This is a genomic window from Nostoc sp. FACHB-133 (assembly GCF_014698055.1).
Taxonomy (GTDB): domain Bacteria; phylum Cyanobacteriota; class Cyanobacteriia; order Cyanobacteriales; family Nostocaceae; genus Nostoc.
This window is the reverse complement of sequence record NZ_JACJSH010000061.1, coordinates 1-15,798: the sequence shown is the minus strand read 5'-3', so window position 1 is coordinate 15,798 and position 15,798 is coordinate 1. Positions and strand designations below refer to the sequence as shown.

Genomic DNA, 15,798 nt, shown 5'->3' with positions numbered 1-15,798 from the left:
GGTTGATGATTACTTGCAGTAAACAGCAAAAAAGAAGGGGAAACCCCAAGATAAAGGTAACGACACCCAAGCTTGAGGTCTCCCAATGAATATGGTAGACGGTTCAACCCTGTTGACAACAATTTTTGTGCTGGTAGATGACTGGTATCAGCAAAAAGGCTTTCGTTATGTACCGTTATTGCCAGGGCCATCACCAAGATTCACAGATAGTGAAATGTTAACGTTATTGGTAAGAATGGCACGCTTGAAAAGCTGAAACCTGGTCAGGGCAGGGTGTGGGAGGTGTGGGAGGACAGAGAAGGGTGGGAGGTGTGGAAGGCAATGCAGCGTTCGTTGATATGCAGTTATTCAATTTCTCCTCTTTCTCCCCACACTCCCCACACTCAAAAAGCAAGTTATATCAGGGCTTTACGATTAACAAGCGTGACATTCGTTATTGCTAGCAATGGATTTTTTCCCATACCCAGGAGAACAACAGTTTTTAGGGTTTATGCGGACCAACTATTTGAGCCTCTTCCCAAAACTGTTAGATCAAAGCCAGTTCAACCGACGAGCCAGACGTTTGGAAGGAATGCTGGAAGAATTAAGACGTTTCTGGGTCGTGGAGTTGGGAGCCATCTTTGAGCGTACCCTACTGTTGCATACAAAACCATTACCAGTAGTGGGTTACAAGCGAGATAAGCTCAGAAGTGATTTTACAGGCAGTGCTGATTATGGGTGGTGTGCCAGTTGGAAAATGAACTACTTTGGTTACAAATTGGTACTCATCAGTACTCTCAACGGTATACCCTTAGTTTACTCTTTAGTGCCTGCCAGTACTGATGAACGTCTCGCCGCCGAATCAGTTTTAGGCTGCGTTCGTGGTTGTCGTATCTTGGCTGACAAAGGATTCATTGCTGGCCAATGGCAGAGCGATATCTCCAAAACTACAGGTAATCAGATTTTCACCCCCTATCGAGCTAACCAATTACAACAACAACCAAAAGCTTTTGAGGGTTTATTAAATAGCTTGCGAGAACGTGTCGAAGGCGTATTTAACGAGGTACAAAATACCGGACGTAATTTGGAACGTCTGCTGAGAAAGAAAGTTGATGCTCTGTGCGTCCATGTTGCCGCTAAAATCACCAGTCATACTCTACGTCTTTTTCTGCGTCAGCTTTTTGGTATTGATGTCCTTACTTTTGAGCAACATCCTCTCCTTTAATTCACATAAGGCGTATTGTATTTCCCCACTTGGGAAAAAATAGTAAAAGTGATTGGGCACAAAAATTTTGTCTTCATCGCTGATTGTAAAGCAGGTTCTATTGCAACCCGTGCCAACATAGCAGCAAATCAAGGATTTTATTGTGTTCCCTTACCCATGAGTGGGCAAAACCCCCAATTCCTCAAACAATGGGTACTTGAACCACCACCAGAAAGTGTCGATATTCGTTTACCACGACAGGAAGAACAAGAAACTGCTATTTATCTACAGGAATTACAGAAGATAACTTCATCAACTTTGAGCTTGTAAAATTGCGGCCACATTCTCACAAAACACTTGTAGATGTCTTTAGTCTTGGGGATGAATCCATTGACTTACAAGAGACAAGCAGTTGACGATAAAGATGGGGGACTGACATGGGGTAGTTTTTTGTGTGGAAACTTGAGCATCCCATTTCGTCCCCCTCTTTGTCATCCTTGTCTCAGTAAAATTCCCCATATATCAAACATTCAGGACTTTTCTGCACCATTAAGCTGCTTTCCTATGGACTTAATGTAGCTGAATTTCTTTGAGTACACAAGGCACGCGATCGCTGCTAAACTCATGGAGTTTTAGACAATCGGCAACCCAAAGATTAACAGAACTTGTTACCTACCACTGCGTGAAATAAGTCTCAAGATAGTGTATGCCTCACCACAGAAGGACTTAAGCTTGGCATATAAGTTTTGGGAAATAGTGATGAATAAGGAAACAGTTCCTAGTCAAGCGGAAAAATCGAATCCAGAAGGTGAACCGTCGCAACTAAGTCCAGAGCTACTGGACAAAATCAAACACCCTGCGAGAATTGACGATGTTATTCGGGAGCAATCGCCAGAAGAACGCAAGAGTAACCCAGCTTTAGTACCAGAAATGATTGATGATTCAAGCGAACAATGATCGGGTTGGCGATGGAGTAATCTAAAAGCTCAGGTTTCTAAATTTTTAGATAAGTCAATAATCTTGTTAGTAAATGGTTGCTGTCTAAGAGTAAGCAGTTTGTCTTGATATACTTCCGGCGCGTTGATGCGTAGTAGCACCGCCGGAATCTCAACTTTTACTTAATAAATTACCGGATAAAGCTATCTGATTTTGTTAAGTGCGTTCACGTAGTGTGTCGTAGACATTCGCATCCTATTACTGAATAAAAATAGATGCCTCATTTTCTTTACATCTGGGTGCATTAATCAAACCTAAGTTGTCTTTTCTAAATTAAAAATAAGCTGATTTTTTCTCAACCCACTATGTTTAAGCTGTAATCCATAATTTTTCTAAATAGATTCAGCCTAATTCACTATACATAAAAATAAGTATTAGTTGATGAGTAACAATTACTAGTCAGATGACCGAATTCTTCAAGAACGAGGAATCTAAATCTAGCTTCAGGAACTTCATTCAACTCTATATTACTTCTTGTCATCTATACTAAGTTAGATTATACAAAAGTCTATTTTCTAACCAGGGTTGTATATACAGGAGTTATCACAAAGTAATTTAATATTCAAATATTACCTGATTTATGAATAATACTTCAGCCAATAAAACCTGTCTAAAAATATAAATTCACGACTTACGCAAAATAATGGAAAAACGAACCGCATTCGCGCAGCGTCTCGTTAGAGAAGGCGCAAAGGACACAAAGGAATGAGAGTTTCAGAGAGTTATCGCGTAAGTCCTAAAATTTTAACAAGTAAGTTCTAAATAATCCTTATAAGTCCAGCGAAGTTTATAAATTTGAAGACGATAAAATATTCAGAAATTATGCAAGATTATGGAATAACATGAAATATTTACAAAGCGTATCGTTGGGGCAGCTTCCCGTGGAGAATATAAGCAGCTTACCGCAAAGTTCTTGCATAAGTCTTCATATTATGAAACCATAGCTTGTAACTTGCTGATACAACTGCGGCTAGCCTGTCTCTCGGCTCACTCCAGAAAAAAGTACTGGTACTAGTAACGATAATGACGCGCTCTCCAAATTCAAAAAATAATCAGGAACCATCTAATCCTCGTTTATGGCTCCTCCTCTTGGGACGTACCAGTTTAGCTCTCGGTGTCGTTTTGCTGGTTGGAATTGCAGTCGGTGTTTGGTGGGCTAGAAGCTATGTATATAAAGATTTAGCGCCATTAGTACAGCAAAATCTCGAACAATTGCTTGGGCGACCAATAAAAGTAGGAAAAGTTGAACGTTTTTCGCTCTCTAGTTTGAGATTTAGCTCTTTATCCATACCAGCAACTACCACCGATGCAGACCAGGTGGTAGCAAAAGCCTTGGATGTGCAGTTTTCGCCCTTGCAAGTTCTCTTAACTCGAAAACTGGTATTAAATGTAACCTTAGTTCAGCCCAATGTCTACATACAACAGGATCGAGATGGTCGTTGGGTTACAGCCCAAGTGAAGGCTGGGGAAGGAAAAGGTGCTATTCAAACAGAGTTGCAAACACTTCAAATTCAAGATGGAAATGTGGAGTTGATGCCGTTCGCCGCACCAACTAGACCGAAAGGTTCAGTAATATTAAATCAAGTTGGTGGTGTTGCCCGATTTTTTGATCAAAATCAAAGGATTGGTTATGACATCAATGCTCAACTCGCCAGGGGAGGTGGAGTAAAAATCTCTGGTGAGACACAACTAAAGGCTCAACAAACTAATCTCAAGCTGCAAGCACAAAATTTACAAGCCTCTGATATAAGTCGATTAATTGAGTTACCAATTGCCTTGCAAGCAGGGTATTTAAATGCTGACTTAGCAGTTCAGATTCCACCCAAACTGTCAGACATAGCAATTACAGGAACGGCTACTGCTAATCAAATCACTGCCAAAATTAAAAATATCCCTCAGCAAGTTTCTAATTTTAATGGAAGATTTTCATTTCAAGGTCAGACAGTTGCTTTAGAAAATTTGAGTACGAACTTTGGCAAAGTTCCCATTCTGGCTAATGGAACAATTAATAGTCAAACTGGTTTTAATGTCTCTGCCCAGATAAAACCAGTTAGTGCTAAAAATATTTTAGATACATTGAATGTAAATTCGTCAGTCCCAGCTAGTGGCGAAATTCAAGCAAATATTCAGGTGTTAGGCGCACTTCAAAAACCAGTTGTTAGCGGTACAGTAAGCAACACAAAACCTATTCAAGTTGACCGCGTTCTCTTCAAAGCTGTCAATACTGATTTCCGCTTGAATGTTTCTCAAATGGCATCTCAACTTGCTGTCTCTAATTTGAAAATAGTCCCCGCAGCCGGTGGTCAAATCACAGGAGGCGGTCAAGCTAATTTGGGAGCCAAAAGTGACGTAAGATTTAATGCTCAAGTTGACGGAGTATCCGGGGATATATTAGCGCGTGACTATGGCGTTAGTTTACCGATCGCAGTTGGAAATGTCTCAGCAAAAGCAGAAGTCTCCGGCCCACTTGGCAAACAGCCTTTGAACCTTGATGTTTCCAGTGTTCAGGTAACGCCGCCAACAGGGGGGCAAATTACAGCCAGTGGTCAAATTCAACTCGCTCCCCAAGGTCAAGTAAATATAGGTATTCAAGCTCAAGGTTTACCAGGAAATGCGATCGCTCAAGGTTACAATATTTCAACTCCCCTGAATCTCGGTGGTATATCTGCGAACGCTAAAGTTTCTGGATCGCTAGGTACACCCTTAAACGTCAATGTTGCTCGCGTTCAAGCAAATCCAGAGGTGGGAGGGCAAGTAATCGCTAGTGGTCAACTTCAGCTTGCACCCCAAGGTAGGGTGGCGTTGAATGTCCAAGCCCAAAATTTACCAGGAGATGCGATCGCACAAGCATATAAATCCTCACCCAGCATCACCATTGGGAATGTATCCGCAAATGCCGATATTTCCGGCACTCTGAGCAACCTGCAAGCAGTCGCGCGGGTGCAAGCGCCGAAAGCCACCTATCCCACTACTGGCAGGGTTGTTGTTACCAAACAAGGAGAGAATATCGTCTTTCCAGATGCCGTGTTGAACGTCGCAGGTGGGACAATTAGGGCGAAAGGTCAACTTGCACAACAACGCTGGCAAGCAGCTGTCAAAACTTCTCAAATTCAACTCAATCGTTTCTCACCACAACTGCGAGGACGGCTTAATAGCAATCTTCAGTTAGCAGGGACAACAGAATCTTTCCAGCTTGCAGATATTCGCGCCGCCGGACAAATCCGCCTTTCCCAAGGAGTAGCGCTACTGGCAAAACCGCTAACAGCTCAATTTCAGTGGAATGGAAAGCAGATTATAGTTGAAAACGCAAGTACCCCAGGATTGAGTGCTAATGGTGCGATCGCAATTCAGTCTCCACCAACAGGCTCACCCCAAATTGCGGGATTTGATTTAAATGTACTGGCACAGAATTTCAACTTAAAAAATACTGGTTTTCAAGTTCCTGGAGACGTAGCGTTAGCGGGGGTACTTGATTTTAATGGAAGAGTTACAGGCACTCCAGATGTTTCCCAAGCTAACGGCAACATCCGGTTACGGAATTTCCAGGTTAGTAACTTGGCATTTGACCCGCTTTTAACTGGAAACGTGAATTTTCAAGGGGGACAGGGAGGAAGTCTGCGATTAGCTGGGAAGCAAGACATAATTGCGCTTAACTTGAGTGCAAATTATCGTCCAACCTCATTTTTAGTTCGGCAGGATGGCGCACTCACCACGGGTAGAACCGAGGGAGATAACTTACTCATCAACGCCCAACAGTTTCCTATAGCTTTGATTGGGGGCTTTTTACCTAACAATCAATTGAAACCTTTAGGGGGGCAATTATCGGGAAATTTAGTTGTCAATCTTAATAATTATGCAGTTGCGGGAGACATTGCGATCGCAGGGCCTCGCGTTGCCAGAGTTGCAGCAGACGAATTTCGCGGCAGCATCAATTATGCTGATGGTACTGCTAGCTTGGCTAATGGTCTATTGCGGATTGGAGATAGCAACATCGCCTTAAGTGGAAATGTGAAAACAGGGAATGACCCGCAATTTCAATTCCAAGCTAACTTAGACCAAGCCAGAATCGAGAGACTTTTACAAGCATTCAATATCTTCGACTTTCAAGACCTTGGCACCGGATTGCAGCCTCCAACCTTGGCTGGAGCAGAGGTACTTGATACCAAACCTATCAGTTTGCCTAATGCAGATTTGAAAACACAGTTAGCATATTTCTCTAATATTGCGGCATCCATAGCAAAACAACAGCAAGTAGAGACAAAAAGAGACTTATCTTTACCCACCCTTGCAGAATTAACGGGTGCTTTGAGTGGAGGAATTACAGCTAATGGCTCATTAAAATCTGGGTTGAATGTCGGCTTTAATTTCCAAGGTGCTAACTGGAAATGGGGTGAATATTCCATTAATCAAGTCGTTGCTCAAGGCAATTTTGCCGATGGAATCGTCACACTTTCGCCCTTGAGTGTGGGAATCAATCAAGGACTGGTGGCATTTTCGGGACAGTTAGGAACAGAGCAACTATCTGGAAAATTGAATGTAGCAAGTCTACCTTTATCACTTTTACAACCTTTTATAGAAAAATATCCCATAGATATCACTGGTAATGTAAATGCTGATGCCACATTAGGAGGTAGTTTACAAGATCCCAGAGCGCAAGGGAATGTGACACTGGCGAATGCGACTCTCAACCAGCAACTTGTGCAAAGCGGACAGGTGAACTTTGACTACAAGAAAGCTCGTTTGAATTTCGACAGTACCTTATTAGTGACAGGAACACAACCAGTTACAGTTACAGGTAGCGTACCTGCGCCGTTACCATTTGCCGAGGTGCAACCAGATAGCAATCAAATCAGCATCAACGCCGATGTGAACAATGAAGGATTGACACTGTTAAATCTGTTTACCAATAATCAAGTAACTTGGGTAGACGGTCAAGGAAAAGTAGATTTAAATGTTCAGGGTACTTTAAACGAACCAATTATCAATGGAAACGCCACAATTAACAATGCAACTGTTCGCGCTCAAGCTTTATCTGATCCCCTAACGAATGTGACAGGGACAGCACAATTTAATGGCAATACGGTGAGTGTTAACAACATTCAAGCTCTTTACAATAAAGGGGAAATAACTGCATCAGGCATCCTGCCAATTCTCAATCCTCAGCCAGGTGCAGCGAATCCTTTGACAATATCAATAGCAGACAAACTCAACTTTAAGCTTGCAGGATTGTATGAAGGCGGTGTTGGCGGCGATGTTGTAATTCGCGGAACAGCCCTAAAACCTGTAATTGGTGGAGATATTAAGCTGAGTGATGGTCAAGTAATTATTGGAAATACTGCTAAAGCAAAACCAGCCGCTACAACAGAAGCTAACACTAACGTCATAAATCTAAATAGAGAACAGGTTAACGCTAATGCTATACCTACAGCCCAAAGTAGCGCTAACGCAGTGACTACACCAGAGAATAACGCTAGCCCAGTAACTGCAACAACAGATAGTAGCACTAGTACAACAACTCCACCTAATTTACCTGTACAGTTTGCAGATTTAAAGTTGAGTCTAGACAAGAATATTCATGTTACCACTGAGCCGCTACTAAGCTTTGTACCAGGAGGAGCCGCATTAAGTCAGCCCCTACTGAACTTTGAGGCCAAAGGCGACTTGACCATCAATGGTACATTAGCCAAGCCACTCCCCGAAGGAGTAATTCGTTTGACAGGAGGACGACTGAGCTTATTTTCTACTGAGTTTGCTTTGGCGCGAGGCTACGAACACACTGCGCGGTTTACTCCAAGTCAAGGACTTGACCCTACTTTGGATGTTCGGCTTACGGCGATTGTACCGGAAGCATCAGCAACGAACAGCCGAATTTTGGAATCACCATTGTCTGCTGAAATCAGCGATGTTTCTGCGACTAACTTCGGTACTTTACGTACCGTTCGCGTTCAAGCAAGAGTGGACGGGCCAGCTAGTGAATTGGGCGACAATCTGGAACTGACAAGTGAACCTAGCCGTAGTAAAGGAGAAATAGTTGCTTTGCTGGGAGGCTCGATTCTTGGTTCTTTCGGTCAAGCAGATGCAGGGCAAGGGCTGACTAATTTCGCTAGTTCTACCATTTTAGGTGGTTTACAAGGAACTATTACTGCGATCGGTCAGGCTGTTGGTTTCAGTGAATTTCGGATATTTCCTACCCCTACTACTAGTAATGAAACAAAGACAGCTTCAGTTCTGAATTTATCAGCAGAAGGTGTGTTTAATATTAATAGAAATTTCTCTGCTTCTTTATCACGCCCTCTTTCTAGCGATGAGTCTTTCCGTTATAACGTCCTTTATCGACTCAATGATGAAATTTTGATGCGAGGCTCAACTAATTTAGGGGATGAGAATCTATTCCAAGTTCAGTATGAAACTCGATTTTAGATTGCTGCAATGTTAATGCAGACCAATACAATGGCATTGCCAGTCGATGCAATGTTAATGCAGACCGATACAATAGCATTGTCAGTCGATGCAATGTTAATGTAGACCGATACAATAGCATTGCCAGTCGATGCAATGGTATTGCCAGTCGATGCAATGGTATTGCTAGCCGATACAATAACATTGTTGCCCAATAGTTTAGTGTGTCACTAATGATTAAACTAATGGTCTGGATGTTCAGGATTTGTGACTACAGATGATACTGCCGTTACTGCACTTTCTTCTTGGGCTTGCATTTCCAGCAATTGGGGAATTGTTACAAATCGATAGCCTTGAGCCTTCAAACCTGCGATCATTTCTGGTAAAGCTTTGACAGATTTAGAACGATTACCGCCTCCATCGTGCAAAAGTACGATCGCACCTGGCTTTGCATATTTCAGCACATTTTTAACCAGCATTGGCACTTGAGGCGAATGACGTTCAGCATCTCCCGACTGTTCTGACCACATCATGACAGCGTACTTCTCGTTTCTAGCATATTTGGCTAGTCCATTATTCAGAAAGCCGCCAGGGGGACGAAACAGAGTCGTTTTCTCTCCAGTCGTCTTATAAATAATATCTGCTGTGCGGTCAATTTCACTAGCCGCAGTCGCTTCATCCATTCGAAAATACCAGTGATGCCATGTATGATTAGCAATTACATGACCATCAGCAGCCACTTGCTTGGCAATCTGGGGAAAATATTTCACCATTTCTCCAACCATGAAGAATGTTGCCTTAATATTATTTTTCTTCAAAATTTCTAAAATCTGTGCCGTATTTTTTGGGCCAGGGCCATCATCAAAAGTTAGGGCGATGACTTTCTCATTTGCTTTTAGTTTTGCTTGATAAACAATTGTTCCCTGAAAAGGCTTTGGTACTTCATTCATCTGGTCTGTAGCCGGAGTGATAGAGTGTGCATCTGCACTCATTGCCCTACCTAAACTCGTTTTAGCACTCTCACCTTTTGGCTTTTGAATTCCCAACAGACGGTCAAGTTTAGTTGTGCCTGCAAGCAGACTGATACCCACACTACTTATACCAGCAATCAATGCAATAGTTATTACCTTTAGGAACGGCGATAATTTACGATTAGACACATTAAATCTCCTTAAATATTTGGGATTGGGCATGGGGCATTGGGCATTGGGCATGGGGCAAAACAGTTCCGTTAGCGGATAGCTAAGGTTTAGCCCGTGAGGAGTGCTGTGGGAAAAATTAGGAGTTACGAATTCTCTCCCTATTCCCCTACTCACCACTTATATCACTCGTACTCGGTTGTAAATTAATATATCTACTGCTAAAAGAAAAAGAATAAAATACCTTAAAACATCCTAGCTAAAGCTAAAGGAAGTCTTAATTTAATCTGCACTAATTTGCTGCCTACTTACAAAAGTGCCATAAGAAGACTGGATAAAATAATACCTGATGGGTTTAACCAACCAATAAAAGCTGCAATGATGGCAGTATAACCATGACCATGAGAAATGCTAGGGCGGAGTTGACCAATAGGGCCGAGACTTCGCACACACCAGCTAAATCTGATAATCCACTGCTAATTAAGAAAGTTAGCCAAATGATGCTTAAGCATAGGCCATCGTAGACATCGCTATTTATCCCAATACTGCTCGGGTAAAGCATTTTTAACTCGGAATTGGGTTTGGGGAAAAGGTTAAAGGGTAAAGGTTAAAGGTTTTTTCTTTTCCCTTTCCCCTTCCCCTTTTCCCCTTAACCGACAAGTATTGCTATTTATCCCAGCATACAACGCAGCCTTTAGACTAAAATTGTTGGTTTGACAGTTAATTCTGACATCTTGGTGAAGCTTTCCCGGCTCTGCTTCTGAATTCTGCGGTAAAATATGTTAGATGAAGCGAAAATTTCAACAATATTTTTGGCGTTGTGCCTTAATAGTGTTTTTAACATTAACTGGATGTGGATGGGGTGTGGAGTCAGCGCAAGCACTGTTGCGTCAACATCATGATTCTCCCGGTATCTTACGCTACCACTCACAAGTATCTATCAAAGATGAAAAAGGATATGCTTGGCAAGTACTGCTGTTCAAACAGAATTACACCAGTGCAGTAAAAGATTTACGGTTACGCTTAGTTGCTTTTCCGGGTGTCGTTGAAATTGCTCACCCCCAACCATTATTGATTGAGACAGTAGCCGGAAAATTACTTAGTGCATCGGATGCTTATGCTTTAACTGCACCCGTCCCCAATGTGGGGGAATATAACTTAACTGATATCTTAACGAAGTTGCCAACAACTGATGCACTCAAAGTCTATGTGCCTCTCTCTAATGGACAGCAATTGGTTCTCAATATATCCAACACTGTACTCACTGAGTGGCAATGGCTAGTTACAGAAATTGATTAGTAAAAGCATTTCAATATAAAAATAACCAAATGGTGATGGGGGGCATAATTACTGCCTGCGGAGGCAGAAATCCTGTCTTCATATACTTATAACGACGAGTTAAAGCCTCCCATATCACACGCAGGAGTAATGTTAGTCTTGAGACTCCTCAGAGATAGTTTCCGATTCGGTTTCAAGTTCTTCTGTTTGGACTTTGGCGACTGGAGGTTTAACGGGTTTTGGGCCACGCGCTAGAGCAGGATTCCCCTGCTGCCTGTTTTCATCTCCGTAGGATGCTTTTTTCCCTTTGTCAGACGAGCGGTTACGGCTCGGTTTTGAGCTTTTGGGGTTGGATTCAATAGGAGTTATAGAATCCTTATTTTCGGAATTGTTGTCAGTATTTGCTTGGGACTGACGTTCCGATTTTTTGATTGGACGTTCTACCATTGTTGATTTTTGTAAATTTATCTGTATAGTACATCGGTTTGGTGACTGTTAAACTGTTAAGTAGCATTTTTTTAAAGATTTTATCGAACAGAATTCAGGAGTCAGGAGTCAGAATTCAGAATTAATTCTGAGCGAAAAAACGGATGAATAATCGGCATTTTTGCACACCCACAAAACAAGAAAAATTGGTGGTGCAAGAATTCAGTCATTGGTCTGAATCTCCGACTCCTGTTAGCGGATAGCTAAGGTTTAGCCCATTCTGACTTCTGTTAGCGGATAGCTAAGGTTTAGCCCATTCTGACTCCTGATCCCTGAATTCTAATCAACAAAATCAGGTCGTGCCTTACCTGTTGATTTCAACTTTTGCTCTAAAACTGTCCAATTTTCTTGCTCAATTAAGTTAGTTAATTCATCGAGATTGTGACGATACTGTTGCAGCGATCGCAGCAATGCTTCACGATTATACCGTGCCATCATCACGCCCAACTCTGGATTCCCACCACCCACACGGCTGGTATCCCGAAAACCTGAACTAGCTAACTTTTGAGCTAGTTCCAAAACATCGGGGTCAGTTTCACTCAAACAAGCAGCAATCAATGAGGAACTGACCATTACAGGTAAATGGGAAATCCAACTAACAGCGCGGTCATGTTGCTCTGGTTGACAATAGTAGATATTAGCTCCTAGCGATCGCACAATTTCTTCTACAACCGCAATTGCATTAGTTGGCGTTGTAGCTATCGGTGTTAATACATAAGGTTTATCAACAAATAAATTCCGTTGTGCAGCTTCTATGCCACTATCTGTTCTTCCCGCCATTGGATGACCGCCGATAAAATTATCCCAAAGGGGAGAAATCGCTTTGACTATCTGTGCTTTTGCTGAACCCACGTCAGTCACGATGGTAGCTGTAGACAAATGAGCGATCATTTGCTCCAATTGGGGCACAATAAGCGCTAGAGGTGTACAAATAAATACAACCTCTGCGGCTGCTAACAGACTCAGATCAACTGATGCTTCATCAACACTGCCGATAGCAACTGCCTTTTGACAGGTAGATTCACGGCGACTGACTCCTAAGATATGATGTCCTTGCGATCGCAAATCAAAACCCAAAGATCCGCCGATCAATCCCAACCCTAAAATCCCAATATTCATTTTTAATTTTGACATTCCGTTTTTATGACTTTACCAACTATTAAAGTTGGCATCCAAGGGGTAGCATCGATGACTGTAGAGGAATTACTAGAAAAGTACGCAGCAGGAGTCTTAAACTTTAGTGGCATTGACCTTGCGGAAGCTAATCTGAGTGGGGTCAAACTCAGTGGCGTGAATCTGAGCGATGCTAATTTGAGTATAGTTAACCTCAGTGGCGCGAATCTGAGCGAAGCTAACTTGAGCAATGCCAAGCTAAATGTAGCCAGACTCAGTGGCGTGAATCTATGCAACGCCATCTTAAATAACGCTAGTCTCAATGTGGCTAATTTGATTCGAGCCGATCTCAGCCGCGCTCAACTTAAAGGAGCCTTATTGATTCGCGCTGAGTTAATTCGCGCAGACCTCAGTCGCGCAGACCTGTCGGAGGCTGACCTCACCAGTGCTGATTTGCGAGAGGCGACACTCCGCCAAGCGAATCTCCGCCACGCTAACTTGAGTGAGAGCGTCTTGAGAGGCGCTTCCATGACGGGAGCAAATTTAGAGATGGCTAACTTAAATGCTAGTGACCTCAGTCGTTGCGATCTGAGTGGTGCAAATTTGCGAGATACTGAACTCAGACAAGCGAATCTTAGCCATGCCAACTTGAGCGGAGCAGATTTGAGTGGGGCGAACCTCCGTTGGGCAGATTTGAGTGGGGCGAACCTCCGGTGGGCAGACTTGAGCGGCGCAAAATTGAGCGGGGCTACTTTAATTGGCGCAGATTTAACCAATGCGAATTTAACAAATACAATTTTTATCCACGCCGATTTAACTCAGGCAAAATTAATTAGGGCGGAATGGATTGGTGCTGACTTAACTGGAGCAACATTAACTGGAGCCAAGCTTTACGCCACCTCCAGGTTTGGTTTAAAAACCGAAGGTATGATTTGTGAATGGGTTGATCTTAGTCCAGCCGGCGATCGCTCCATTATCCAAAAGTTCCATTCCGAAGACTCACGAGACTTTTTTAACGAAACACCGCCCACAATCCGCATTATTGTTGATGCAGCCTTAGAACACGAAGCCAATTTTGCGATCGCAGGCGCTTACTATCAAATTGCTCAGGAATACCGGATACTAAAACAACCCCCAAGCATCGAAAGTGGTCGTCGTCGAACAGTTTTCACATTTTATATAGATAGCGATGAAGCATTATTTTCCACTACTTACATTGTGATTCTTCCCTTTCTAGATGCGGCATCTACTCAAAAGAATATTTCCAGTGTCGTGGAAATGATTAACAGTGAAATTGTTGCAAATCAAGATTTAAAATTGCCAAAATCCCCCCTAATTGTGAAACAATTAAATATTCTTCTAGAGCAAGCCATGAGTCAGGCGGCAACAATTAAACAGACGAAAAAAAATATTGAAGTAGCCACAAAGTTAAATTTTTGTAAAGCCCCAACTCAAATAGTTTTAACAAATTCTAGCGCCCACACATTGATTGTCCATGACCATCCCAACTTTGGGAAAAGATTTATTAATCGCTCTGCTCTTAATGCTTCAACTTATGATGATATATCTAATGAAGCAACAAAATACATCTTACCTTCATTAAGTATGGTTATAGATTTCGTTAAAGGATTTCACTATATTAGTCATTAGGAATTGGGAATGGGGAATAGGGAATTAGACAAATGACCAATGACAAATGACTAATAACAAATGACAAAATTTTGGAGGAAAAATGAGCAATCTCTTTAATAAAATGATCGGTCGAACTCGCTATGTAGTCTTTCGCCTATTTCTGCACTTGGGGGGAGGCGAGGTAGCGCCAATTTTGGGAGTATTAAATAGCGCTGGGCGAGATGCGATTGATGCCGATGGCGACTTAGAAGTTTTGGGAGAAGGATTGGTAGAAATTAGCCAAACTCTTCTGCAATATGATGAATATTGGCTTTCTGCTGCCAACGAAGGCGACGTATTCTGGAGTGAAGGCGAGGCAGGAGATTATGTTAATGAATTATTTACTGACTCTGCCGAAAGATATCTTAGTGAACCAGATTACAGTTCTGATGGATTGAATGAACCTTTATCTATACCTGTAACTCGCAACGTCATTGTGATGATTACAGTAGCTTATGAAGGAGAAGTACCAGAGTTAGAAACCGATCTTTCTAACGTTCAGGCGCTTAAGGAAGGATTAAAAGCATTGATAAATTTGCATTATAAACATAGATTAAAGGCAATCCAGGTGCATTTCTCCCCAGCACAGTTAGGCGATGAACTCACTAGCGATCAACTGTTGCAATATTACCCAGAATTGATTCCTTTATAATATGTTGGGTAGTCCGTACTTACTACTCACATCGAGAAATTGTTAAGCTCAGAGATAGGACAATAATCCAATGATCATGACCATAGTACGTAAATTTACAGCCGTTTTTTTAGCTCTGAGTTTGTGTGTCACAACTGTCGCTTGTGGTGGGGGAAACGAAACTACTCCTCCCGCTAAGAACGTTAGCCAAAGCTCTACTAACACAAAGCTGAGTGATGGAGAGTATAAAATACAACAAGCTACTTATGACGATGCAACTGGTGAATACAGCTTGTTTTTACTTAACAATAATCCCCCAACCTTTGCAACCGAAAATTTGCAAATGGCACGGTTAACTGATGATGAAATCAAGCAAGGTAAGAAGACCTATCTGAAGGTAGAAAAAGGACAACCGATTTTATATCTAACGGAAGACTTTAAAATAGATTACGTCCACAACGTTACCGAGAATAAAACCAATCCCCAAACAGGACAACAAGAGACGGTTGTAGTCCGTCGAGAAAATAGCTTCTGGGCACCATTTGCTGGGTCTGTGGCTGGTAGCTTGGCGGGACAGGCAATTGGTAGTATGTTGTTTAGACCCCAGTATTATGTACCCCCTGTCTATCAATCAGGTCAAGGATTAAGTGGTTTCGGTGGATATGGCGGAAGCTATGGCCAAGCAGTCCAAAACTACCAAAGTCGCTATAATGCACCACCCGCAGCCGTGACCAATCGGACTGCGTTCCGCAATACAGGGACGATTAGAAGGTCATATCCTGGAAATACAAATATACGCAATAAGTAAGCCGTGGGAAAAATTTATAAGTATGTAACAAAAAATTAAGCAGAAGAATTGGAGTTAAATCTTATACGCTGTGTACTATATTTTCCCTTCTCTG

10 protein-coding genes and 2 pseudogenes are annotated in these 15,798 nt (G+C 42.2%); 9 read left to right on the top strand and 3 right to left on the bottom strand.

Annotated elements, in window-relative coordinates; all coding sequences use genetic code 11:
* The first annotated feature begins 85 nt into the window (after positions 1 to 85).
* The 5 genes and pseudogenes from H6G86_RS30930 (at position 86) to H6G86_RS30910 (ending at position 8,599) form a co-directional block, all read left to right on the top strand.
* Positions 86 to 256 carry a hypothetical protein gene (locus H6G86_RS30930; RefSeq protein ID WP_190937519.1) on the top strand — a complete coding sequence of 57 codons (171 nt, stop codon included), beginning with the start codon at positions 86 to 88 and terminating at the stop codon, positions 254 to 256.
* Positions 257 to 430: 174 nt separating this feature from the next.
* Positions 431 to 1,204 (top strand): annotated as a pseudogene (locus tag H6G86_RS30925) (IS982 family transposase); the annotation flags it as partial.
* Positions 1,205 to 1,252: 48 nt separating this feature from the next.
* Complete coding sequence (locus tag H6G86_RS30920) at positions 1,253 to 1,513, top strand: hypothetical protein (protein WP_190937518.1); 261 nt, start codon at positions 1,253 to 1,255, stop codon at positions 1,511 to 1,513.
* A gap of 429 nt (positions 1,514 to 1,942) precedes the next feature.
* Positions 1,943 to 2,140, top strand: coding sequence for a hypothetical protein (locus tag H6G86_RS30915; protein WP_012407746.1), 198 nt, complete (start codon positions 1,943 to 1,945; stop codon positions 2,138 to 2,140).
* Positions 2,141 to 3,202: 1,062 nt separating this feature from the next.
* Complete coding sequence (locus H6G86_RS30910) at positions 3,203 to 8,599, top strand: translocation/assembly module TamB domain-containing protein (protein WP_190937517.1); 5,397 nt, start codon at positions 3,203 to 3,205, stop codon at positions 8,597 to 8,599.
* A 221-nt stretch (positions 8,600 to 8,820) separates the two neighbouring features.
* On the opposite strand, the gene H6G86_RS30905 is transcribed toward H6G86_RS30910, so the two are convergent.
* Positions 8,821 to 9,738, bottom strand: a complete 918-nt coding sequence (locus tag H6G86_RS30905) for a polysaccharide deacetylase family protein (RefSeq protein ID WP_520449201.1) — start codon at positions 9,736 to 9,738, stop codon at positions 8,821 to 8,823.
* 765 nt (positions 9,739 to 10,503) lie between these two features.
* Between H6G86_RS30905 and H6G86_RS30895 the strand changes: the two genes are divergently transcribed.
* Positions 10,504 to 11,016 carry a DUF3122 domain-containing protein gene (locus tag H6G86_RS30895; protein WP_199338491.1) on the top strand — a complete coding sequence of 171 codons (513 nt, stop codon included), beginning with the start codon at positions 10,504 to 10,506 and terminating at the stop codon, positions 11,014 to 11,016.
* Positions 11,017 to 11,148: 132 nt separating this feature from the next.
* Here H6G86_RS30895 and H6G86_RS30890 read toward each other — a convergent pair whose 3' ends face one another.
* Both H6G86_RS30890 and H6G86_RS30885 read right to left on the bottom strand, forming a co-directional pair.
* A complete protein-coding gene (locus tag H6G86_RS30890) occupies positions 11,149 to 11,442 on the bottom strand; it encodes a hypothetical protein (protein ID WP_163926765.1) in 294 nt (97 codons plus the stop codon).
* Positions 11,443 to 11,760: 318 nt separating this feature from the next.
* Positions 11,761 to 12,600: a prephenate/arogenate dehydrogenase gene (locus H6G86_RS30885; RefSeq protein ID WP_190937537.1), complete on the bottom strand. Its 840-nt coding sequence runs from the start codon at positions 12,598 to 12,600 to the stop codon at positions 11,761 to 11,763.
* A 69-nt stretch (positions 12,601 to 12,669) separates the two neighbouring features.
* On the opposite strand from H6G86_RS30885, the gene H6G86_RS30880 reads away from it, so the two are divergent.
* From H6G86_RS30880 to H6G86_RS30870, 3 genes and pseudogenes are all read left to right on the top strand, one after another.
* Positions 12,670 to 14,244 (top strand): pentapeptide repeat-containing protein, encoded by a 1,575-nt coding sequence (locus tag H6G86_RS30880; protein ID WP_190937536.1) that lies wholly within the window; start codon positions 12,670 to 12,672, stop codon positions 14,242 to 14,244.
* An 82-nt stretch (positions 14,245 to 14,326) separates the two neighbouring features.
* Entirely contained in the window at positions 14,327 to 14,917 is a 591-nt protein-coding gene (locus H6G86_RS30875; protein WP_163926766.1) for a DUF1517 domain-containing protein, read from the top strand.
* A 70-nt stretch (positions 14,918 to 14,987) separates the two neighbouring features.
* Positions 14,988 to 15,695, top strand: a pseudogene (locus H6G86_RS30870) (hypothetical protein); the annotation flags it as partial.
* Positions 15,696 to 15,798 lie beyond the last annotated feature (103 nt).

What these genes read in the sequence shown, in the direction of transcription:
- H6G86_RS30930 (WP_190937519.1), top strand. Translation starts at nt 86, where the DNA reads ATGAATATGGTAGACGGTTCAACCCTGTTGACAACAATTTTTGTGCTG.
- H6G86_RS30915 (WP_012407746.1), top strand. Translation starts at nt 1,943, where the DNA reads ATGAATAAGGAAACAGTTCCTAGTCAAGCGGAAAAATCGAATCCAGAA.
- H6G86_RS30910 (WP_190937517.1), top strand. Translation starts at nt 3,203, where the DNA reads ATGACGCGCTCTCCAAATTCAAAAAATAATCAGGAACCATCTAATCCT.
- H6G86_RS30895 (WP_199338491.1), top strand. Translation starts at nt 10,504, where the DNA reads ATGAAGCGAAAATTTCAACAATATTTTTGGCGTTGTGCCTTAATAGTG.
- H6G86_RS30890 (WP_163926765.1), bottom strand. Translation starts at nt 11,442, where the DNA reads ATGGTAGAACGTCCAATCAAAAAATCGGAACGTCAGTCCCAAGCAAAT.
- H6G86_RS30885 (WP_190937537.1), bottom strand. Translation starts at nt 12,600, where the DNA reads ATGAATATTGGGATTTTAGGGTTGGGATTGATCGGCGGATCTTTGGGT.
- H6G86_RS30880 (WP_190937536.1), top strand. Translation starts at nt 12,670, where the DNA reads ATGACTGTAGAGGAATTACTAGAAAAGTACGCAGCAGGAGTCTTAAAC.
- H6G86_RS30875 (WP_163926766.1), top strand. Translation starts at nt 14,327, where the DNA reads ATGAGCAATCTCTTTAATAAAATGATCGGTCGAACTCGCTATGTAGTC.